Below are 23,101 nucleotides of genomic sequence, written 5' to 3'. Positions count from 1 at the left end.
ACAAAAAATAATAAGAGTATAATTTTTTATTATACTCTTATTATTTTTTGTTGCAAAAGACTATTCAATTATTATATAAAGTAAAATTTAAGTTAAATCAAGCTGGAGTGAATGTAGCTGGTACATATAAAACACAATTTAAATAAACACCACGACCTTCATCAACTTTGGTCATTGACCAAACAAGAGCACCTCCAACTAAAGCTATTGAAGATAAATACCCACTAGCTACTGATTTTCCAGCCTTAGCTAAAAATCCACCAACCGTACCTCCTAAATACATATAATCTTTAAAATCATTTATTGCTCTATGCGAAAAATAAATTTGAGCTCCCCACCAAGTATATCTTACACTCATATAACTTGATGATGATGATACTGAAGCTACTGACATTTTTAACTTACCGTTTGATTTATTAGCTGACATATTATCAGTAGTTAAAGATTGAATAAATGTATTACCATTTTTAGTTATATCATTTGAATTTATAACTTCTTTTAAATTTTGATTATTATCTTTAATACAATCTAATACTGTCTTTAATTCATCCTTATTAAGTTTAGAATAACCTTCTTTGGAGAGATAAAAACTATTTTTAGTAGTTTTTATGTATGGAGTTGCCTTATTTATTAAGGCTTGGCTTATAGAACTTTGTTTAGTATTAGAAGTCGTTGTAGTGGATATATTTGTACTAGGCTTGTCTATAGATTTTGCACTAACTAGACTAGGTATTACAAAACTTCCTCCTACTGCAATGGTTAACGCTAAAGAGATATTTCTAACGGTCTTAATATTTTTCATTATTTGTCCCTCCTGATATGTATTTTTTTGGTACTTCGCTAATATATTAACATATAATGCACTTTAATACAATACATATATAATATTTAGCCATTTTATGCATAGATAGTATTAAATATACATATAAGGTTTTATATAATATATAGAAATTCTATAATTATTAAATATAAAAAGACTAAGTGTAGAGATATTTTCAAATCATTATCTATAAATAAACCTGTTTGACTATATATTTATAGATAATTACTAATCCTTAGTATTCTCAATTAGAATTTTATTTATTATTTAATGAAAAATATTATTATAACTAAAACCAGCAAATAGTTGATACATCTATATTTTCGCTGATTAATTATCTTACACTATAAGTTCACTAAATTCTAAATGTGTGATAAGATCATATTGTATTTATTATCGTGAAGTAAAAATTACTTAAATAAGTAATTTGTGAGGAGTGATAAGGTATGAGTAAATATGCTGTTTTGTGGGAATATATTCAAAAGAAAGATAGTCTATCAATGAAACTATCTTTTGATGAAATACAGGACATTGTAGGAATTAAGATAGATCATTTTTTTAAGATACAAAAAGGAACTAAATGAATATGGATATCAAGTTGGAAAGATTTCTCTTAAAGAACATGCAGTAATTTTCAATAAAACTGGTTAAGACTTATGAATTTCCAATTTACGACCGAGTAATATAAATAATAATTTGAAAAGGAGTAAGATATGGCTTCTAGTCAAGAATATTTAGATTTTATTATTGGACAATTAGATTTACTGGATGATATTTCTTTTAGAAAATGATGGGAGAATATATTTTATATTTTCGAGGAAAGATTTTTGGAGGAATATATGATGATCGTTTTTTAATTAAGATAACTAAGGCAAGTAGAAAGTTGATTCCAGATGCAATTGAGGAATTACCTTATGATGGTGCAAAACTAATGCTTTTGGTTGAGGATGTTGATAATAAAGACTTCCTATATCAACTAGTTATGGAGATGTACAAAGAACTTCCTACTCCAAAATTAAAAAAGAAAAAGTGATTTGAAAGGAAGATTAAAATGAAATTAGATGGTATTGGAATATTTGTTAGTGATATGAGAACTATGGTTGAGTTTTATAAAATATCCTTGGATTTGAAATTCATTGGGATGGAAAAGAACCAAATGTAATGTTAAAAAAAGATTGAGTATTGTTTATGTTTTACGGAAGAAATGATCTTGAAAAAAATGACGAATAAACGATTCAATTATGCTAATGGTATAAATGGTCATTATGAGATTGCTTTAAGTGTTCCCAAACATGAAGATGTAGATTTAGTATATGAAAATATCATTTCTAAAGGAGTAGAATCAGTGATGAAACCAACAACAGAATCTTGGGGTCAAAGGACATGTTATATTGCAGATCCTGAGGGCAATCTTATTGAGAGTGGTTCATTTAATAAATAAATTCCAATTTTGTCTTAATATCCTTAAAACTACGAATTAAACGAACAATATAAAATTTGTGCATAAAAAATCAGATATATATGTACTTTGGTAGCAAAAAATATCGGCACTATCGTCACTGTAAAAAATAGGATACAGTGATGATAGTGCTTATTTTTTTAAGTCTAAATATCTGTATTATCTCTGATAACCTTTTTAGCTTTCAGATAATAAAGTAGTTCTTTTTTGTCTTCTATGTTCCAGTCTTTAAAATCTTGGAGTAGATTAATTACATGCATGAAATCAGCATCATTAGTGGCATTTGAGAATATATTGTCTTTAGAATCCTCAATGAAAAAAGAAACCGGAGTCTCAAGGGCAGCAGCAATGAGTTTCAAATTTTCAAAGGAAGGGTTGCTCCTTCCATTTTCAATATCACTCAAAAATGATATTGATATCTTTCCATCAATTCTATTTGACAGTTCTTTTAATGAAAGTCTATTGGCTTTTCTAATCTCTTTTAATTTAGTTCCTATCATACTCATAATATAACTCCTTCTATTCCGTAAATAACGTAATAACTAAAGTATAAACAAAATCAGAAAAAATGTAAAATGCTATATTAAAACTACAAAATATTATATAATATACGTAATTATTACTTGTATTACTACGTAATTATCGTATAATAATATTATGGAGGTGGGAATCTTGGATAATATAGGTGAAAAAATAAAAGAGGAAAGAATTAAAAAAGGATTAAAGCAATATGAATTGGCAGAAAAAGCAGGCATATCTAATACGTATCTTTCGGATCTTGAAGTTGGAAGAACAGCACCTTCTATAAAGACGTTAGACAAGCTATCTAAAGCATTGGAAGTGGATATTAAGATATTTCTATAACATTTTTAATAATTTAAAGCGACAATATGAGTCTATATAAGTTAATAAAATAGACTTATAGATAACTTATATTAAAAAATAATTAAAGGGGGAACAAAACATGAATAAAAATTGTAAAAAGATATTTGCAAGTACTATGCTTATATCTCTGGTATTAACAACTGCAATAACAACAGGTGTAGTCAAGGCTGATGCTGGAAAGGTTACAAGACTAGGGGCATCAGATAGATATTCTACATCAGCACAAGTTGCCACATCAAATTGGGGTAATGGAAGTAACAGTGTAGTACTTGTATCTGGAGAAGGATACGCAGATGCGATAAGTGCTTCATCACTTGCCAAGACATTAGACGCACCTATACTACTTACTCAGTCCAATACTCTAAATAGTGATACTCAATCTGCACTTAATACTTTAAAGCCTAAGAATATTTATATTGTAGGTGGAACTGCTTCTGTGTCTCAATCAATAAGGAATACATTAAAAAAATCCTATAATTTAGTAGAACTTGGTGGAAAAAACAGATATGAAACTAATGTAGCAGTAGCAAATGAACTGGTAAATAATCATGGAGTAAGTGCAGACAATGTAATGGTTGTAGGAGGCCAAAATTTTTCAGATGCTTTATCTATAGCTCCCATTGCAGCAGCCAAGGGAGAAATCTTATTATTAGCCGACAATAATTCTAATGATATAAGCCAGCAATTAAATTTCATAAAAGCTAATAAATCAAAGGCTACTATAATAGGTACAAGCAATGTAATAAATGACAATATATATTCAAAATTTAGTGCAATAAACAGGGTAAATGGTGGTTCCGACAGGTTTGATACTAATCTTAAAATATTGAATTACTATAAATCTGACTTAAAAAATGACAAGATTTATATTGCTAATGCCACAGGAAATGGATATGCGGATGCTCTTGTAGCTTCTGTTTTATCTGGAAAATACACATCACCACTTGTATTGACTGATAAGGAAAACACACAAAATACAGATAATGCTATATCTTATATAACTAAAAATATTGATGGAAATAAAACCACTGTTAATGTAGTAGGTGGAAATGCTGTAGTACCAGATACTATAGTTAATATTATAAATATAAATATTAATAAATCTCAGCAGAATGATAATAATAGTAATGGAAACACTGATTCTTCATCTAGTAATACAAATAATTCAGGTTCTAGTGATGTTAAAGTAAGTTCTATAAGTTTAAACAAGTCAGCTGATACATTAACAGTAGGAGATACAGACAATTTAATTCCAATAATATCCCCAACTAATGCTACAAATAAAAATATAATATGGAACAGCTCTAATAAAGAAATTGCAACTATAGATTCCAATGGAAAAGTGACAGCAGTAAGTGTAGGTAAAACAACTATAGTAGCAACTACAGATGATGGAAATAAAACAGCATCATCTGTAGTTACAGTAAATGATAAAGATGCGTATGCTCCAAATGCTGAGATAACCTTTAAGGATATTAATCTAGAAAAAGCAGTAAGAAGTACAATAAATAAGCCAACTGGTAAGTTGTATAAAAGTGATGTGGACAAAATAACTAATTTATCTGCTAAAAATGAAAATTATGAAAATAGTATAACTGATATTAGTGGAATTGAAAATTTAACTAATTTAAAAACCCTTGATTTAAGTTGGAATGAAATATCAGATATAAGTAAATTAAAATCTTTAAATAGTTTAGAAATTCTTAATTTAGAGGGGAATGAAATAAGCGATATAGCTCCAATAAAAGATTTAACTAATTTACACGATTTGGATTTAAGAAGTAACTTTATACTGACAGATATAAATGTATTAAATAAATTAACTAATTTACAGACTCTTATTTTAGGTGTAAATCAAATAAGCGACATAAGTCCATTAAAAGATTTGACCAACCTACAATATTTAGATTTAGGTGGAAATCATATAACGGATATCAGTGAATTGAAGAATTTAACTAATTTGCAACACTTAGATTTATTTGGTAGTGAGCTTGAAAATAGCCAAATAAAGGATATAACACCCTTGATTAATTTAAGTAATTTGAAATGGCTTGATCTACAGGGTAATCTTATAGAGGATGTTAGTTCGTTAGAAAAGCTAAAAAAACTGGAGTATCTTGATTTAAGGGGTAATAAAATAACAGATGTAAGTTATATAAATAATTTAACTAACTTACAGTCTCTTTATTTGGGAGGAAATTCAATAAGTGATGATACTAAAAATATAATAACATTACCCAATTGTAATGTAGATTACTATTATTAAAATAAATAAGATATATAAGAATATAAAAAATTATTAATAGTTACATTATTATATTTAATATCTCAAAGTTATTAGATGTAATAATGTATTTTTAATAAAAAATAGATATGGCAAAATGGCTGATATTGATTTCCATAATAATATGGATAATATCAAAAGTATCGGGTAGTAGTAAAACTACATCTAAATAGGTGGGATAAAAATGAAATATATAAGTTTAATATTATTTCTAATAGGATTTTTGATGATATTACTGAGTTTGATATTGATACTTATTAAGACTGCCAAGTGTAGAAAGATAGGAATTCTACCTGTAAGTGCTGTTATTGTAGGAATTATTGTATTAGGTTCAGGAGTGGAATATGATAAGATGCAGAAAATTGTTTTAAGCAAGATACCAAGTAAACTTAAAACCTCAGTATCAAATAATAATAATAAAACAGAGATTTCAAAAAATAAACCTTTTGATGCCAATGGGTCTGTGGTTCCTAAAGTTTCAACTTTGAATAGTCTTGGAGATAAAATGACAATAGATGCAGATGGAAGTAAAACTATAAATGATAATATAAGATTTTCTCCAAATAATATAAGACATTTTATAGATAATGATGGAGCAAAGGTAGATGTGCCAGATGGTAAGAAGTATACAGATGGAATACATTATACTGAATATACATTTACAAAAGATGATAGTGCATTTGACTATTCTATATATGTATCTAATGAAAATTTGTCTACTAATAATTATAATGATCCAGGTGACTATAAGGAAGATGCAAGTAGTGGCAAATTAGAAGATCATTCAGGAGATAAATCATATGAAGCTATGAGTTATCTTGATTTCATAAGAAGATTTGTACCAGTTAAAACACCAAAGAATACAATATCGGGAGATTTTCTCATAGGAAACTGGGTTGGGGCAGAACAGCAAATATTAAATAGTCAAATGACAATAGATATGAATATAAATGATGGACAAACACTTGACCTGCATTGTAAGTACATACCAAATATTGATTCAACCTATGGATATAAAGTAGAAGAGCTAGGGAAGAATGCTTATAAGCTATATTTATATAATATGACTGTGAGAGCAGATAGCAATAATGGCGGTGGTGCAGTATTTTCAGATGAACCAATAAATACAACTTTCATATTGTATATGAAAAATAAGAATAGCTTTGATGCAGTATTTACTAATAATGAAGATAAAAGAGTATCTGTAAATATGACTAGGAGTTAATTGAGATTATTAAAAATAGTAACTATGTAGGAAGAAAATTTTGTATATCTTTCTTATATGGTTATTATTTTTTTATTGATACTAGTAAATTTTATATGCTCTTGTAGAAATATGTAGTATAATATTGCATTGTTAGATAATTTTTACTACAAAGTGTTAAAACTAATTAATAAGAGGAGCTTGATTTATCTATGAATGAAGAGGATATGAATTTTAAAGATTTTATAAAATCTTTGGGTTGGAGCAACAATAAATTTTATAATAATATTAAAAGAATGTGCAGTAAGGAAGTGTATGACATTGATATTAATAATTTCAGAAAAGCTGGCAAAGCTAAGCTAGATTACAAGAAAGATGATAGAAATTTTTGTTTCAAAAAAGAATGGAAAGATATAGCATACGTATTATTTACTATGTTTTCTGAAAACCCATTTTATAGAAAAAATAGTACGGCTGAAAGTGTAAATCTGAATGACATAATAGAATATAATAAAAAATGTTTAAAAGTTGTAGCTGATAAATTACCTAAGAACTTTAGAAGAGAAACTCAAATACATCCTGTATATACTAGTACAATAATGGAAACAGGGATTATTGAAAACATATCCACAAAAATAAAATTAATGTTTGACTGCATATCTAAGTTACCAATAGAGAAGAGAGTAGAAATGTGGCTGAATTTAGATAATCAAATTAATGAAGTAATTATATATTATTATTTATCGTCATATATAGATAAAAAGGATATGGATAATAGTAAAGGAGAAGAGTTCAAAAATCAGCTATTTGGAGAGTATGAAAATATAAGTCTTGATAAATATATGGCTCAGGTATTAAAAAATGAGATGAACAGTGATTTTGTAAAAGAGAGAGATGCAATAATTAAAAAAGAAGAGGATTATTGGAAGGCTTTAGATAACTTTGCTATGTCTTTTGATTCGCCGGAAGAAATAAAAGCTGTAAATGAAAGTTGGGAAAAAAATATTGGAGAGGAAAATTATAAAAAGATGCAGGAAGAAAGGCTTGAAAATGAAGTGAAAATACGATTAAAGTATGCACATGATGTTGTTAATATGAATACATCTATTGATAGTACAATAGACAAGCATATTGAGAGTATTAAGAATGAAGAACAAAATGAAACAAATAAGGAGTTTATAAAGCGACTTAAAGAATTAAGAGAAATGAATAAAGATGATAAGTTTAAGAATATAAGTGATAGAATTCTTTGTGAATTGAATTACGGAATAATAAATAGACAAGAATAAATAATAAAGAATGAGTTATTCTAGGATGGTTTTCTGGAATAACTCATTCTTTTATAAAAATTTGCTATCCCATAAAAAAAATTAATGTAGGATACCTAATGAATTATAAAATCTAAAAATATATAATGTAAATACAGTAAAGGCCAAAACTGAAATAGTTATAGCATAGCTGCAGATATGCTTATGAGAGGAAGCTTTAATTTGATTAATGATAAGTATTTAGAAGAAATAAAAAAGGGGTTGAATTTTATTAAAGAAAGTAATGAGCTATGCGAGATTCGTATGTTAAAGACTGATAAAGGAACAATATCAGGATATTATAACGATTATGAAAGGCTTGCAGATGATATCAAACCCTATATTGGGAAATATAATGTATTTTTTACATTGAATCCTGTAAAAAAAGATTTAATCTCAAAGTCTAAGAATAAATTGAAATATTATGCAAAAAATACAACATCAGATGCAGATATTACTAAAAGGCGAATTTTATTAATTGATTTGGACGCTGTAAGACCCACTGGTACTTCATCAACAGACGAAGAACATAAAAGCGCCATAGAAAGAGCAAAAGAAGTTGAAGAATTTCTTGAAGAACAAGGATGGTCTGAGCCTATATTAGCTGATAGTGGCAATGGAGCACACCTTTTATATCATATTGATCTTGAAAATAACAGTAACAGCGTACAACTTATAAAAAATGTACTCAAAGTTTTAGATGAAATTTTTTCAGATGAAAAAGTGGACATAGATAAATCAGTCTATAATGCTGCAAGAATATGCAAATTATATGGTTCAGTAGCATGTAAGGGTGATAATACTGAAGATAGACCTCATAGAATGGCAAAAGTGCTAGAATATCCTGAAAAGTTTGAAAAAGTTGATGTGAAACAACTTCAAAAATTAACGTCGATGCTACCAAATGAGAAAGAAAAAAATAATAGAATTGATAATCATAATAAAATTGATATAAAAAGTTGGATGAAAAGATATGGAATTGAAGTATTCAAGGAAAAAAATTGGGGAAATGCTACTGTATATGTACTTGAAAAGTGTCCTTGGAGAGAGGAACACACAGATTATTCTGCCTATATTATTCAATTTGATAATGGAGCTATTGTTGCTGGATGCCATCATGACCATTGTAGTCAAGAAAATTGGTATACACTTAGAGACAAGCTTGAGCCAGGATGGAGAAAGAATAATAAAAAAGATAGAAGAGATGCTGAAAGTACCAAGAAAAGTCAATCAGATATTCTCATTGAACTTGCAAGTCAAGCTGAATTTTTTTCAGATTATTCAGAAGAAACTTATTGTTCAATAAGAGTTGACAACCATGTTGAAGTATATAAGTTGTCAAGCTTGAAATTTAAAATGTGGTTGACTAAAATTTTTTTTGATAAGACAGGTAAGGCTATAACGTCAGAATCTATGAAGCAAGTTATTGGTGTTTTAAATATGAAAGCACTTACAGAGGAACAAAACCGATATGTATCTAAAAGATGTGTAAAATATGATGAAAAAATTTATTATGATCTTTGCGATAATAATTGGAAAGTTGTCGTAATAGATGAAAATGATTGGAAAATAATTGATAATAATGAACCAATGTTCTTAAAAAATAAAAATCTGAAAGCACAAGTGATACCTGAAAAGTACGAAGATCTTTCCATATTGAGTAAGTTTTATAGGTTTAGAAATGAAGATGATAAAATTCTTCACATGGTAGATATTGTAACAAAGTTTATACCAAATATTCCTCATCCAATAATTGTAATATATGGAGAAAAAGGTTCTTCAAAAACCACGTCAATGCGAAAAGACAGGTCTATAGTTGACCCTGCAATAAGAGATATTGTAGCAATGCCAACGAGCAATAGTGATCTTGGAATTATTTTGAACAACAATTATATGCCATGTTTTGATAATATTGATAACATAAGTGCTGGAAAAAGCGACATTTTATGTATGGCTGCTACAGGTGGTGGATTCAGTAAGAGAAAATTATTTACTGATGAGGATGAAACAATACTATTTCTAAAGGATTGTGTGGTATTAAATGGTATAAATGTTGTCGCTACAAGACCAGATTTGCTTGATCGTTCAATATTACTTGAACTTGAGAGAATTCCTGACACTGAAAGAAAAGATGAAGAAACTATATGGAAAGAATTCAACGATGCAAAACCGAAAATTTTAGGAGCAATATTTACAACGTTATCAAAAGCTATGAAATTATATAAAACTATTAAAGTAGAAAAGCTTGGGAGAATGGCTGACTTTACAAAATGGGGATATGCTATTTCAGAAGTTTCAGGTATAGGAGGAGAAAAATTCATTGGAGCGTATTTAAATAATCAGAACAGGGCAAATGATGAAGCTGTTGAATCAAATCCAGTTGCATCTGTAGTTATAGCGTTTATGAAAGATAGAAAAAATTGGTCGGGAACTATATCGGAATTTCTTGAAAAGTTATACGATGTTGCCTTTAAAGAAAAAATAGATACTAATTCAAAACTGTGGCCCAATGAACCAAATGTTTTAAGTAGACGATTGAATGAAGTGAAATCAAATCTTCTATTGTATCGTATAAGTTATACAATAAGGCATCACAGCAAAGGTAAAAAAATAACTATAATTAAAGAAATGGATGTTTCGGTAAAAGATTCTGATATTATTGATTTTTAATTTGTTTGGATATTATGTTAATAGTGTCGATAGTGCCAATATTTTTGATGGTGAAGGGGTGTGAATGTTCAAACTAAAAAAAGTTGTTATAAAGTAGCTGATATATTTAATATTAAAATAATATTTTTGGAGGATTATAATATGGAAAAATTGGAAAGTAATAATATAAATAATGAGGAAGAAAGTATAGGTATAGATGATATTTTAAAAAGTGCTACTCAAGCAAAAAGTAAGGATATAACAAGAAGTATAGGAAGATCCGGGGTAATGTCAATTGTAAATGGTAGAACTGGGTCAAGGTTTACTTTTTCAAATGTATTTTTAGAGAAAATAGGTAATCCAGAAGAAATAGAAAAAACAATAATAGTTGGACAATCACTAGGAAATGAAAATAGTTATAAACTTAGAAGAAGCGGTAATAAAAGAATCATATATTGCAAGGCACTCGTTGAAGAAATATCAAAAGCCATGGAATTAGAGTTTAGTAATAGAACATCTATAACATTTCAAGAAGCTGAATATATAAAGAATGGAGAAAATACAATTGCTGTAATAAAGTCAAAAAAATAGAATTAACTTAATATCAACAAAAAATATAATAAAAACCCATTTAAAATTAAGTGAAGATTCAATTAATTTTAAATGGGTATCAAAATAAAATATGGGGTGAAGTTAATGAAAAAAAGAGATGTAAGTTATGACATAATGATAGATGTTATTTCAAATATAGTTAAGAATTATCTTGATAATAAGTCAAGTGCTTCTAATAAAGATGAAAATATAAAATAGAGATATTTTTTAATATATAAGGTACTAAAATAAAAAAGGAATTGTCCAGTATATTTTAGTATCTAAAATACCGGCACTATCGACATTACCGTAAAAATATATTTCTGTGCCAATAGTTGTCAGTATTAATTTTAACCAAAGATTATAATGAGCGGATTTATAAATATATATTATAATTTTGGAGGTATAGAAAAATGATTAAAGTAGCAGGATATGTAAGAGTATCTACTGCTGAACAGGCAGAAGAAGGATACAGTATAGATGCACAAGAAAATATAATAAGACAAAAGTGTAAATTTGAAGGAAAGGAGGTAGTGAAGGTATATGCTGATAAAGGTATTAGTGGTAAGTCAATGAAAAATAGATTCCAGCTTCAACAAATGATAAGGGATGCAGAAGCAGGAAAGTTTGATGAAGTATGGGTATGGAAAACAAATAGACTTGCCAGAAATCAATATGATTTGCTTACTATAATAAAGAAATTTGAAAAGTATGATGTAGGTTTCAAAAGTTGTTCAGAAGCTTTTGATACTTCTACTGCAGCAGGAAAATTAATGATGAATGTTCTTTCTTCTATAGGAGAATTTGAGAGAGAAACTACAGTTGAAAATGTTAAGATGGGCATGAAACAGAGGGCAAGAACAGGAAAATGGAATGGTGGAATTGTACTTGGCTATAAGTCTGTACCTATTTCAGAAAGTGAGACAAGCCTAAAGGTTATACCAGAAGAATCAATTATTGTTAAGAAAATATTTGAATTGTATTCTTCAGGAAAAGGATTGAAAGCTATATGTAATAAACTCAATCATGAAGGATACAAGACTAAAAAAAGAAATATGTTTTCTACATGTGGAATAAAGGATATACTTATGAATCCCATATATATAGGAAAGATAAGATATAATGTAAGAGAAAACTGGACTGAAAAGAGAAGAAAGGGCATAAATAAGAATCCAATCATAGTTGATGGAGAGCATGAACCTATAATTTCAATGGATCTTTGGAATAAAGTACATGAACTATACAAGATAAAGAGTGGAAAACCTAAGAAGACATTTGAGAGTAACTATCTTCTGACAGGACTCATGAAGTGTCCTCAGTGTGGAGCATCTATGGTTGCAGGTAGAACAAAGAACAAGCTAAAAAAAGGTGGTTATAGAATTACTAGATATTATGTATGTGGAAACTGGAGGAGTAAGGGAACTGCAGCATGTCATTCAAATGGGATAAGAGCTGATTATGCAGAGAAATATGTATTATCAAGAATTAAGAAAGTACTTCTAAATAAAAGAATATTAAAAGATATTGTGAGTAATCTGAATAGAAAAAGGCAGGAAATAATAAAACCGCTAGAGGATGAAATAAAGCAATTAAATTTTAATTTGGATAATATGGCAAAGAAGAAAGATAGGATATTCGACCTATATACAGATGGAATAATAAATAAGGAAGTACTATCTGAAAGAATAGAGAAAATAACAAAGGATATTAATGAGCTTTCAGATAAAAAAGATAGAGTTGAAAGAGAACTTGAAAATAATGATTCAGGAATTATAGCATATGAACAAGTAAAAAGTATACTTAATGATTTTAGTAAACTTCTTGAAATAGCATCTCCAGAAGATCAGAAGACACTGCTTCAAGTCATAATAAAGAAGATAACTATCAAAGATAGAAAACAGATAGACAGTATAGAGCTGCATTTTGATGAAAAAATACGGAAATACTTTATAAAATCAAGAGAAGGAGAATCTCCAGGTGATGGGGGTTCTCCTTCTTTTAGTGTGTTTACATTATGTATATGATAAGAAATAATCTCCGAAGGGAGGTGAGGATTTGAAGTTAATAGATTTCTTTACAGCAGGAATTTTACTTGGTATTTCAGTGTATATGGAAGTAAAGAAAAAATTGAATAAGTAGGAAGAATTAATAAAAGGATGTGATATTAATGGGATATTTCATATTAGGATTTGGCATAGGTGTAGGATTATGTATATTAGTGGATTCTATGGGAATTAATTGTGTAATTGAGAAGTAAAATGTAGTATAATTATTTATAAATAGAAAAATATGCTATATTATGTGGTGCATTTTCTATTTATAAGTATAATAAAATATCTAGTTTATTGTTAATTTGGAGGATAAATGTCATATTCATTTATAGATTTAGTTATTGAAACATTAAAAGTTGTAAAAAAACCTTTAACAGCAAAAGAAATATGGGAAAATGCTCTTCGATTGAATATATCACGAAAAATTGATAGTAATGGAAAAACGCCATGGGCAACTATAGGAGCTAAAATTTATATAGATATTAGAGATAATATTAATACTAAATTTATTCAAGTTAGTAAAAGACCAGCAAAATTTTATCTTAAAGAATTGTACAATGATAATAAAATTAAAGAGATTGAAAATTTTACAAAGAATAAAAAAAATAAGTTTAATGAAAGAGAACTGCATCCATTATTAGTTAAGTTTTTGTATTCAAATTCTCATTTTAAATGTTACAGCAAAACTATATATCATGAACTTTCAAGTAGAAGAAAAAAGGGATATAATGAATGGTTACATCCAGATTTAGTAGGAGTATATTTCCCGTTTAAAGATTATTTAGGTGAAACTCAAAAATTGCAGGAAGCTTTTAAAATGAGTTCATTTAAATTGTATTCATTTGAAATAAAGATAAAGTTAACATTTAGTGATTTAAGAGAATATTATTTTCAGGCAGTATCTAATTCAAGTTGGGCTAATGAGGGATATTTAGTAGCATTAGATATGGAAGATGATGTTCTTTTAAGGGATGAGCTAAGAAGATTAAATAATTCATTTGGAATAGGTATTATATTGTTAAATTCTAGTGAAATAGAACAAAGTGAAATAATATTACCATCTAAGGAAAATGATATTATTGATTGGGATACAATTGACAGATTGGCAGGTGAAAACAAAAATTTTAAAGATTTTATTTGTAATCTTACGGAAGATATAGAAGTAGGAAAAGTAAAAAGCATATATGATAAAGTTTTAAGTGATGATGATTACCTAGATTATGTAAAAAATAAAAAAATAATTTAAATATATTTAAATTAGTTATGAAATGATGTTATGAAAATTTTAGACCGCAAAAATTAATAAGATGTTATTTTGATAAAAATTATGATTCTAGAGCTTATTTTTTTGATGAAAAATTTAATAAAAACATGAGGAAGTAAAATGGTTGAAAATAAAGAGATTCTATATAAATTAGATAAAGGTGAAGAGAGAAGAAAAGCTGATTTTAGTATATGGGGATACCTTTATCAATTCGATTTAATGCTAATGGACATGTTAAGTCAAAATGATGAAGGTAATTTTTTTAATGATTTGACTAAAGATGTAGATGCTGAATATGAAATAGAGATGGTAGAAGATTATGCTAAAAATTTTATATATGATAATAAACAGTACATTAGAATTGCTCAAGTGAAATATCACTCTAAATCTAATAATTTTAATGATAAAGAGGCAATTGTATTACTTTACTATGCTTATTTGAAATTTATTAATTTAAAGTGTAGTGATATTGATTTTAAGTGTGGATTATTTTATTACAATAAAATAAAAGAAGGATGGGATAATAAAAAAATTAGAAATTTTTTCAAAGATTCTTTAAATAATTATATGAAAGATGAAGTAAAGCCACAAGTGTCCATGACAGAAATAAAATCATATGAAACCTCCAATAAAGGTAACGGTAAAGTACCAAACAATATAAAAAATAGGGTAAAAACTATTGTAAATAAGTTAAGTAATGATTCAATAATTGATAAGTTTATAAATAAATGTATAGTGGTTTCATGGGTTAGTGATAGACAAAAGTTGATTAGTGATATAAAAGATTTGTTATCTAATATGTATTCCGATTATTTTTTAAAATACCAAGAAAAAAGAAAAGATATCTTATATTCATTATGTATAAATTATATAATTAATTCTTGGCAAAAGAAAAAGAATAAATCTGAGAGGATATATATAAAGTTAAGCGACATTAATAGAAGATTGAAAGAATTATCAGATAATGAAGACGAAACTAATTTTGAAAGATTAATTAATAGCTTGAGAAGTTACTTTGATACTGCTATAAAAGACATAAAAGAATTACTTTTAGATGATTATAGTGAAACCGAAGTACAAGATATAATTATGACTTATTGTAATATTAGTGAGAATTTTTATAATTACTTTATTTTAACTTTTAAAAATAGGAATCATATATATTCATTTTTAAATACAATAGCTCCAGATGAATTTATGAGCTTAGATGATTATAATACATTAAATTCAGAAAAAAAATATGATATATTTTTAGAAAATAAAACATTTATACGTAGTTATATAAGCAGAGTAATAAAGTTTATATATGCATATACTATAAATAATAAACAATATAAGTTAAAAATTGAAAATTGGTTTGCTATTGACGATGAAATGTGGTTATTTAAACATCCGTATGAAAATAAAGAAAGCATTCTATTACCTAAGCCGCATGATAGGCCTAAACTTATGCGGAAGAGAATACTTAAAAGGATTTACAGATCAAGAAAAACACCTAATACTTGGCTTTTTGGAGACTCAAAGTTTGAAGGCTTTTATGAGCTACACATTAATAAACCTTTGTATTCTAATGATGTGGAAGTAGACAAGCCAGGCTATAAAAAGCCATTTTCTGTGGAGTGTATGGAATGTTTTAAGGAAGATGAACCTGCAAATATTAAGCAATTGAATAGAATTTTTGAGGAGAGATGTGTGTCTAATGATAAACACAAAAATTGAAGAAATTCTTTTGATATGTGGATACTCAAAGTGTGAGTTTTTTATTAATGATTGTAAAGAAAATATTAAATTTGAATTTGATAATATTTTTTCTAATAAAGAAAAAACAGAAGCTTATATTATTATTTCAGAAGATATTTCAGAGAAAATAATGAAAAAATATGAAACGGAAATTTTATGGTTTCAAAATTGTTATAGAGATAATGAAGCTTTAATTTATAATATAAATTTAATAATTTTATACGATAATAAAAGATTAAACCAGGAAATGAGCAATTTAATATTTAAATATGAGAGGGATACACATATATGTAGGAAAATTTTTATTAATTCTGATAGTGAATTGGGAGAATTAGAATTGGATGTGTTGCCATTTAAACCTTTAAAAAAAATTGAATTTAAAGGACAGGAAGAACAACTTAGAAATAAAATAACTTCAATAATAGGTGGACAAGATATTTATTATGAATTGTTAAAGCCTTATGAAGAATTAGATATTAAAACAATTAGAAATAAGTTATTAACTTAATGGAGGGATAAATGGGTAATTTTTATATAAAAAGTGTCTACATAGATAATTTTAGAGGATATGAGAGCTTAAAAGAACCATTTGTATTCAGTTGTGATAATAAAGATGTTAAAATGATTTTATTGACAGGAGCAAATGGATATGGAAAAACTTCATTGCTAGAAGCTATTGAATGGTGCTTTACAGGTACAGTGGAAAGATTAGAAAGAGATTTTAGAAGTAGATGCAAAAATAAGGAAGCTACAACTGACAAAGCTAATAAAGGAATTCTTAGAAATAGAAATGGAGAAAGAAAACCTGTATTTGTTAAAGTTGAAGCTATATATAAGAAAAAAAGTATAGTAATAGAGAGAAAATTTGAAGAAAGTTTAGATATAGATGGGTATAAGTTATCATTGCCAAAAGTAACTTGCGAAGATAGCGATATAAAGAATGAATTTGTTAAGGAATTAGAGAAAGTAATATATGAATTTAATGATAGATATATATGTTCATATGAAAAAAACATAATATTGTATAATAAAGGAAGAAAAGATATATATGAAATGTTTTCTTGTTTTTATAGAGATAATATAGAAGCTAAGAATATATTAAGTAATATAGAAGAAGTTAAAAAAAGATTAGAGACGGAAGAAGAAGAGATAAAAGATAACTTAGAAAGTATAAGAAAAAATAAAGATGATTCACTTAAAGTAATGGAAAATGTACAATCTATTATAGGTCAAGATGTAGAAAAAGAAATTTATCCTAATAATTCTATTTATAGAGGGGAAAACACAAATCCATATGGTTATTTAAAAGCTAAGAATAAAGATGATAAAACAGACATACATAATGAATTTAATAGTCATATTAGTACATTAACTAAAATATCTGTAAATGTAATTTATAATAATTTGAGTAAGTATAAGCAATATTTAAGTAACAGTATGAGATTAAATGATTTTATTACTTTGAAATCGATATACGAAAATAATTTAAATATTATAAATAAGTTAAAAGCAATAGATTTATATTCTATAGAAAATAGTAAACTTTCTATAGAACAAAAAATATCTGCTTTAGAAAAAATTAAGTCATATAAGGAATTTGAAAGTAATTATACTAGTGTTGGAATTAATGAACAACTTTCAAATCATGAAAAAAAAGTAGTTGAAGAAAAAAATAATAAAATAAAAGGTAATTTTAGTGAAATTGTTAAATTGAATGAAAAAATTAAATTATACAGTACAGATAATCCAACTACAAAATTATTAAGATTAATTGTTGATAATATAAATGGATTTAATAAATATAGAGAATCAGATGATACATGCCCACTATGCGGAAGTAGAGAAAAGTTTAGTACATCTGAACTTGGCTTAACTGCAAAGAAGTATTTAGGAGAACAAGATGAACAAAGGCAGAATATAGCAAAGCTGATCAACGAATTTGAAAAAAGTAATCAAGTATTAATTGAGGAAATTATCAATTATACTAGTAATATATATATTAGAAAATTAATAAATATACAAAATTTAATTAAGTTAAAAGGAAAAGTAGAAAATTATTTAAATTTGGCTCAAAAATATTCAATAGATTATAAGTTAATTACGATAGAATTCCTTGAAGAAAATATAAGTGAGTTAACTGATAATATTAAATCACTTAATTTTAATGTGCAAAGGGAAGAAGAATTACTAAATGTAATAAGTTCTTATAATCATTCTACATTGTTAATTGAATTTCAAAATAGTTTAAAGAAAATAAATTATATAAACTTACCTTTAAATAGGAAGTATAATTTATTAAATGAAGCTTTATTGAATTTGAAAAATGAAGTTTTTGACGTAGATGATTTATTGTTAATTGGGATAGAAGAATTGAATCTTAAAGATATAGAAAAGCGTATAAATATTTGTAAGTATATAAAATATAATATTGAATTAAGTAATATAAATAGTAGTATAAAAAGTATTAACGAACAAGAAGTTAAAATTGATGGCGAGCATAAAAAGATTTCTAGAGAAATAAAAAAGATAACTAAAATTATAAAGGAAATAAAGAAAGTTATAAAAGAAACAGAGATCAATCAAGTTTCACGAATAGCAGAGCCATTAGATGAAATATATAGAAAGATAACAAGAAATACAAATATTAGAAGAATAAATTTTCATAGAGCAAATACTCAGAATGGAAATGCAGAACTTGAGGTAATTGACTTAAAAAATAATAAAAGCCCATTTGCTAATATACTAAGTTCAGGGCAAATATCAACATTAGCAATTTCTATATTTCTATCTAAAGCAATGATTAATAAAAACCAGTTAATGCGGTGTTATTTTATGGATGAACCTATTCAGACTATGGATGATTTAAATGTATTATCATTTGTAGATTTATTGAGGTTTCAACTTAGTGAAAAATCAAATAATAATATATTTATGGACCAAATATTTATTTCAACATGTGATAATGATTTGGAAAGGTTAATATTGCATAAAATGAAGAGCTTTGGTGTTGGAATATGCAGATATAAATTTGAGGGACCAGAAAAATTTATTAGACAGATAATTATTTAACTATTTTAGAATTTATACATTTCAAATGTTATAGATATAAGCAAAAAGATAAAAATTGTCTTGACAAAGGGGTGAACTTTACTTAATATGGTATGGTTTATGGTATATTTGAAAGGTAAAAAAATTACTAATAAACTTTTACATATATGTAAATTTAAAAAATAAAAATCTACGTTATACTTGTTACGGAGAACCTTATCACAAATGACGGAGGTTTTTTGTGTAATGGGTTGATATAAGCAAAAATTTTTAGAAAATATGATTTTAAATCATAAAATATGTTATAATACTCTTATAAAGAGAGAAAATAAAAACAGGATGCGCTAACATCCTGTAGTATACAATCTAGTTGCTTAGGCAACTGGTATTACTATGTTTATTAAATAAAAATAGTAGCGTCCAATTGCGAGTCGGGGCTACTATTTTTTTATTTCTTTAATAAGTAAAACTATAAATGTTAATAGTGAAATGAGGAATAATCCTGCTTCAAAAAGTAACATTAAGATGTCATTACTCATTGTATCACCTCCCTTCAACAGGGATGAGTGATACCAGTAGCCCACACGCAACATATTCAATTGTACCAGTAAATTATAGCATGTCTAATAGAATAATTCTACAGTTAGTATCAGCTACGAATTGCCAGCATGCAATATTCATGGCTGTTCGAAGTTATTCATCGTGATTATGAGAAGAATATAGTTAAATAAAATATATAGTATCTATTTTATGAAGTAGATCAGTCTATATAAGAAATAAATTGTGAAAATATAGATATTACTATTGAATTTTGTAAAATTTGGGTGTAATATAACAATATAATATATTGATAATAGCACACTTATCGAAAGGTAAGGTCGCAAAGCCATGGGTCTGAAGAAAAATTATTTTTCTATGATTGCCAGGCTTCCAAATTATATTTAGATATGAGATTCTATATGTATATTTTTGGTGCCTATTATTAAATGATAGGCACTTTTTATTTTTTTTAGACATAGGTCAAATGTAAAATAAAGTATATTTCTTAAGGAGGATACAGTATGGGAGTAAGATTAATTTCTATCGATGTTTGTCATGCATCTAAAGTTGTTCCAAATGATATTTATTTAGAGCATTTTAAAAGGCAAGGTAAGGATATAGAACATTTACTTGTTGATGTAATGGGAAGAGACAAGAGGTATATGTTTGATGAAGGCGAATCAAGTTTGCTTTTAGCCATAAATGCAGCAAAAACTGTATTGAAAAATGCAAACCTTGAAGGGGATGATATAGATGCATTAGTATATTCTTCTATATTGTCTGAATACATAGTGCCTGTAACATCAATCCTGATACATAAAAAATTGAATATGGGAGCCAACGTAATGTGTATTGATGTGAATGCAAATTGTGCAGGGATGGCCATTGCTTTAGAAAACATGTCGAATTACCTGATGGCATCAAAACATGCAAAAAGAGCTTTGATTATTGGATGTGATGATGATAATGCCTTGGTTGACACTAATAATGAATTATGCTATGGAAATTATGGACATGCAGCTTGTGCTATGATTTTAGAGAAGGTAAATGATGATTGCGGTTTAATTGATAATGAGTATTATGTTCACACATCTATAATTGACAAGGTCATGTATCCAAGTTGTGGATTTTCTAATTTTTTAAAGTCTAAAAATGTGGATGAACTTTATTTGAAATGGCAGCCTTTTGATAGTGATTTTTTTGTTTCTAGTGCTGTTGAAATTATGACAAGAATGTTAAAAAACAATGGACTGACAAAAGATGATATTAGTATGTTTTGCTTTTCACAACTTGCGGTTAGAAATATAGAAAAGATAAGAGAACTGATGAATATAGATGAAGATAAAAGCATGTATATAGGAAATAAATATGGATATACAGGTACAAGCAGTCCTTTCATAGCCTTATATGAGTCAATAAAGAAAAATAAAGTCAAAAGGGGAGACTATATAATGATCTGGACATTTGCTGCCGGTTCCCAGGGTATAGTAATTTTATATAAATATTAGATGGCAAAATATGTTATGAAAAATAAAATTTATTCCTAGGAGGTATTAAATGAATTCTAATGAAAGTTTTCAAAAAAAATTTAATGAGAAATCTCTCAAAATTGTACTTATAATCTATATGATATGTTGTATTATGTCATTTATAATGTTTTCCACGATGAAATTAGCAGGATTTAACAATGATATAAGTGTATATGCCCTAATTATTCTTGGAATACTTGTTACCATTTATGGTATTGTATTTTACAAGTGCTATAAATGGACACTTGGTGGAGGAAAATTCAATTTAAAAGGATTCAATTCAACGAAAATCGCACTTTTGATAATAACTTATTTTCAGTATTTATATCTTAATTTTACGATGCACTTGAATTCCGTATGGCTTATAATTTTCTTTTTTATTGTTCTCGGAGCATTGCTTTTTGATTTAAAGATGATTGTAGCATCAATAGTTTTAAGTATTTTATGTGAGACAATAGTATTTATACATAACCCTTCTATTCTTAACTATAAAAGCCTGGGTATTGCAGATCCAATAATGACAGTATCTGCTACTTTTATAACTTTTGCACTTGTTTTTATTACAGTATATATGGCTTCAAGATTACTGAAATCAATTACCGAGAAAGAAATTGAAATCAAATCGGAAAATCAAAAATTATTGGATCTTTTTAATAGAATATCTGAAATTTCCAATATTGTTTTATCATCAAGTGAAAATTTAAGTTCTGCTATTGAGGAACAGACTGGTTCACTTGTGGAAATTTCAGAGGCAACAAGGTCAGTGTCTAAGGATTCAGATAATATGCTTGACAAATCGAGTAGAAATAAAGAGGTATTAAATACACTGTTAGATGCTAATGAGGTAGTTGTTGATAAAACCATGGACAGTGAGGATAAAATAAATGATTTTATCAGTACTACAGATAAAAATCAGAAATCTTTAAAGGATACACTTTTAATTATTACGAACATAAAAAATGGTATAGAAGATACATTCAAGTCAACAAAGGACTTAGAAGAAAAATCAAAAAAAGTAGATGAAATATTGAATCTTATTGGAAATATATCGGAACAAACCAATCTTCTTGCTTTGAATGCTTCAATTGAGGCAGCAAGAGCTGGTGAATATGGCAAGGGTTTCGCTGTAGTAGCAGATGAAATAAGAAAACTGGCGGAGGGAACAAAAGAATCACTCAATCAGGCCAGTGCAATAGTAAATGAATTGAAGAACAAAATTAATATAGTTCAGGAACAAATGAGCAATAATAATCAACATTCTAAAGATGGAAATAGTATTATAACTGAAACGGTAAAAGGAATAAATAAAATGACTTCTGATTTGAAGCTATTTAGCAATAATATAATGGACATAAATAAAGAATCTAATATGCTACTTACAAAAACTAAAAATGCAGTTCAATTTAATGAAGAAATATCAAGTATAACTAAGAGTACAATATCAAAATATGAAATGGTGACAGAAACAATTTCTCAAAATGCTGCTACCAGTGAAGAAATTGAGGCTAATATTAATGAACTTAGAAATGTTGCTGAAGATATGAATAAACTTGTTAAATAAATTTAAAGTGCCCATATATTTAATAAATTGATTTATTAAATATATGGGCATTCTGTATTAATTGAGAGAAGTGAGAATGTAAGGAAATATAACAACCAAATGACTATTTTGTAATTTCTGGGCTAATATTAGAATCACTATAAATATTAGAAAATATATTGACTAATAT

17 protein-coding genes, 2 pseudogenes and 1 riboswitch are annotated in these 23,101 nt (G+C 27.1%); of the genes and pseudogenes, 16 read left to right on the top strand and 3 right to left on the bottom strand.

What is annotated here, in order from left to right:
- Positions 1–97 precede the first annotated feature (97 nt).
- Entirely contained in the window at positions 98–802 is a 705-nt protein-coding gene (locus KM800_RS06255; RefSeq protein WP_217812318.1) for a hypothetical protein, read from the bottom strand.
- A 464-nt stretch (positions 803–1,266) separates the two neighbouring features.
- Here KM800_RS06255 and KM800_RS06250 point away from each other — a divergent pair, with 464 nt between their 5' ends.
- From KM800_RS06250 to KM800_RS06240, 3 genes and pseudogenes are all read left to right on the top strand, one after another.
- Positions 1,267–1,404, top strand: coding sequence for a hypothetical protein (locus KM800_RS06250; protein WP_419195458.1), 138 nt, complete (start codon positions 1,267–1,269; stop codon positions 1,402–1,404).
- A gap of 129 nt (positions 1,405–1,533) precedes the next feature.
- Positions 1,534–1,853 (top strand): annotated as a pseudogene (locus KM800_RS06245) (TfoX/Sxy family protein).
- 18 nt (positions 1,854–1,871) lie between these two features.
- A pseudogene (locus KM800_RS06240) lies at positions 1,872–2,261 on the top strand (VOC family protein).
- A 164-nt stretch (positions 2,262–2,425) separates the two neighbouring features.
- On the opposite strand, the gene KM800_RS06235 reads toward KM800_RS06240, so the two are convergent.
- Positions 2,426–2,785 (bottom strand): helix-turn-helix domain-containing protein, encoded by a 360-nt coding sequence (locus tag KM800_RS06235; protein ID WP_217812317.1) that lies wholly within the window; start codon positions 2,783–2,785, stop codon positions 2,426–2,428.
- A 166-nt stretch (positions 2,786–2,951) separates the two neighbouring features.
- Between KM800_RS06235 and KM800_RS06230 the strand changes: the two genes are divergently transcribed.
- The 11 genes from KM800_RS06230 (at position 2,952) to KM800_RS06180 (ending at position 19,323) form a co-directional block, all read left to right on the top strand.
- The gene (locus KM800_RS06230; RefSeq protein ID WP_217812316.1) at positions 2,952–3,143 is read left to right on the top strand and encodes a helix-turn-helix domain-containing protein; all 192 of its coding nucleotides are present in this window, start codon (positions 2,952–2,954) and stop codon (positions 3,141–3,143) included.
- 100 nt (positions 3,144–3,243) lie between these two features.
- Positions 3,244–5,430 carry a cell wall-binding repeat-containing protein gene (locus tag KM800_RS06225; protein ID WP_217812315.1) on the top strand — a complete coding sequence of 729 codons (2,187 nt, stop codon included), beginning with the start codon at positions 3,244–3,246 and terminating at the stop codon, positions 5,428–5,430.
- A gap of 202 nt (positions 5,431–5,632) precedes the next feature.
- Positions 5,633–6,673: a hypothetical protein gene (locus tag KM800_RS06220; RefSeq protein WP_217812314.1), complete on the top strand. Its 1,041-nt coding sequence runs from the start codon at positions 5,633–5,635 to the stop codon at positions 6,671–6,673.
- Positions 6,674–6,864: 191 nt separating this feature from the next.
- A complete protein-coding gene (locus KM800_RS06215) occupies positions 6,865–7,941 on the top strand; it encodes a hypothetical protein (RefSeq protein WP_217812313.1) in 1,077 nt (358 codons plus the stop codon).
- 201 nt (positions 7,942–8,142) lie between these two features.
- Entirely contained in the window at positions 8,143–10,629 is a 2,487-nt protein-coding gene (locus tag KM800_RS06210) for a hypothetical protein (RefSeq protein ID WP_254906475.1), read from the top strand.
- A 141-nt stretch (positions 10,630–10,770) separates the two neighbouring features.
- Positions 10,771–11,199 carry a hypothetical protein gene (locus KM800_RS06205; RefSeq protein WP_217812311.1) on the top strand — a complete coding sequence of 143 codons (429 nt, stop codon included), beginning with the start codon at positions 10,771–10,773 and terminating at the stop codon, positions 11,197–11,199.
- A 413-nt stretch (positions 11,200–11,612) separates the two neighbouring features.
- Positions 11,613–13,223, top strand: coding sequence for a recombinase family protein (locus KM800_RS06200; RefSeq protein ID WP_217812310.1), 1,611 nt, complete (start codon positions 11,613–11,615; stop codon positions 13,221–13,223).
- Between the two features lie 340 nt (positions 13,224–13,563).
- The gene (locus KM800_RS06195) at positions 13,564–14,496 is read left to right on the top strand and encodes a COG2958 family protein (RefSeq protein WP_217812309.1); all 933 of its coding nucleotides are present in this window, start codon (positions 13,564–13,566) and stop codon (positions 14,494–14,496) included.
- 138 nt (positions 14,497–14,634) lie between these two features.
- Positions 14,635–16,233 (top strand): hypothetical protein, encoded by a 1,599-nt coding sequence (locus KM800_RS06190; protein ID WP_217812308.1) that lies wholly within the window; start codon positions 14,635–14,637, stop codon positions 16,231–16,233.
- Positions 16,214–16,762, top strand: coding sequence for a hypothetical protein (locus tag KM800_RS06185; RefSeq protein ID WP_217812307.1), 549 nt, complete (start codon positions 16,214–16,216; stop codon positions 16,760–16,762). Before KM800_RS06190 ends, KM800_RS06185 begins: the two co-directional genes overlap by 20 nt.
- Positions 16,763–16,773: 11 nt before the next feature.
- Positions 16,774–19,323, top strand: coding sequence for an AAA family ATPase (locus KM800_RS06180; RefSeq protein ID WP_217812306.1), 2,550 nt, complete (start codon positions 16,774–16,776; stop codon positions 19,321–19,323).
- Positions 19,324–19,742: 419 nt separating this feature from the next.
- On the opposite strand, the gene KM800_RS15655 is transcribed toward KM800_RS06180, so the two are convergent.
- Entirely contained in the window at positions 19,743–19,823 is an 81-nt protein-coding gene (locus KM800_RS15655; protein WP_330655533.1) for a putative holin-like toxin, read from the bottom strand.
- 324 nt (positions 19,824–20,147) lie between these two features.
- Positions 20,148–20,237, top strand: a riboswitch (cyclic di-GMP riboswitch).
- A gap of 126 nt (positions 20,238–20,363) precedes the next feature.
- Here KM800_RS15655 and KM800_RS06175 point away from each other — a divergent pair.
- Both KM800_RS06175 and KM800_RS06170 read left to right on the top strand, forming a co-directional pair.
- A complete protein-coding gene (locus KM800_RS06175; RefSeq protein WP_217812305.1) occupies positions 20,364–21,350 on the top strand; it encodes a 3-oxoacyl-[acyl-carrier-protein] synthase III C-terminal domain-containing protein in 987 nt (328 codons plus the stop codon).
- Positions 21,351–21,399: 49 nt separating this feature from the next.
- Positions 21,400–22,932: a methyl-accepting chemotaxis protein gene (locus KM800_RS06170; protein ID WP_217812304.1), complete on the top strand. Its 1,533-nt coding sequence runs from the start codon at positions 21,400–21,402 to the stop codon at positions 22,930–22,932.
- The last annotated feature ends 169 nt before the right edge of the window (positions 22,933–23,101 follow it).

The sequence above is a fragment of the Clostridium tyrobutyricum genome, from assembly GCF_019144085.1.
In the GTDB taxonomy this organism is placed as follows: domain Bacteria; phylum Bacillota; class Clostridia; order Clostridiales; family Clostridiaceae; genus Clostridium_B; species Clostridium_B tyrobutyricum_A.
This window is presented reverse-complemented; position numbering and strand designations above follow the sequence as displayed.

Bases quoted from the DNA above. Each gene is read 5' to 3' on its own strand.
- KM800_RS06255 (WP_217812318.1), bottom strand. From the start codon at position 802: ATGAAAAATATTAAGACCGTTAGAAATATCTCTTTAGCGTTAACCATT.
- KM800_RS06250 (WP_419195458.1), top strand. From the start codon at position 1,267: ATGAGTAAATATGCTGTTTTGTGGGAATATATTCAAAAGAAAGATAGT.
- KM800_RS06235 (WP_217812317.1), bottom strand. From the start codon at position 2,785: ATGAGTATGATAGGAACTAAATTAAAAGAGATTAGAAAAGCCAATAGA.
- KM800_RS06225 (WP_217812315.1), top strand. From the start codon at position 3,244: ATGAATAAAAATTGTAAAAAGATATTTGCAAGTACTATGCTTATATCT.
- KM800_RS06220 (WP_217812314.1), top strand. From the start codon at position 5,633: ATGAAATATATAAGTTTAATATTATTTCTAATAGGATTTTTGATGATA.
- KM800_RS06215 (WP_217812313.1), top strand. From the start codon at position 6,865: ATGAATGAAGAGGATATGAATTTTAAAGATTTTATAAAATCTTTGGGT.
- KM800_RS06205 (WP_217812311.1), top strand. From the start codon at position 10,771: ATGGAAAAATTGGAAAGTAATAATATAAATAATGAGGAAGAAAGTATA.
- KM800_RS06200 (WP_217812310.1), top strand. From the start codon at position 11,613: ATGATTAAAGTAGCAGGATATGTAAGAGTATCTACTGCTGAACAGGCA.
- KM800_RS06195 (WP_217812309.1), top strand. From the start codon at position 13,564: ATGTCATATTCATTTATAGATTTAGTTATTGAAACATTAAAAGTTGTA.
- KM800_RS06190 (WP_217812308.1), top strand. From the start codon at position 14,635: ATGGTTGAAAATAAAGAGATTCTATATAAATTAGATAAAGGTGAAGAG.
- KM800_RS06185 (WP_217812307.1), top strand. From the start codon at position 16,214: ATGATAAACACAAAAATTGAAGAAATTCTTTTGATATGTGGATACTCA.
- KM800_RS06180 (WP_217812306.1), top strand. From the start codon at position 16,774: ATGGGTAATTTTTATATAAAAAGTGTCTACATAGATAATTTTAGAGGA.
- KM800_RS15655 (WP_330655533.1), bottom strand. From the start codon at position 19,823: ATGTTACTTTTTGAAGCAGGATTATTCCTCATTTCACTATTAACATTT.
- KM800_RS06175 (WP_217812305.1), top strand. From the start codon at position 20,364: ATGGGAGTAAGATTAATTTCTATCGATGTTTGTCATGCATCTAAAGTT.
- KM800_RS06170 (WP_217812304.1), top strand. From the start codon at position 21,400: ATGAATTCTAATGAAAGTTTTCAAAAAAAATTTAATGAGAAATCTCTC.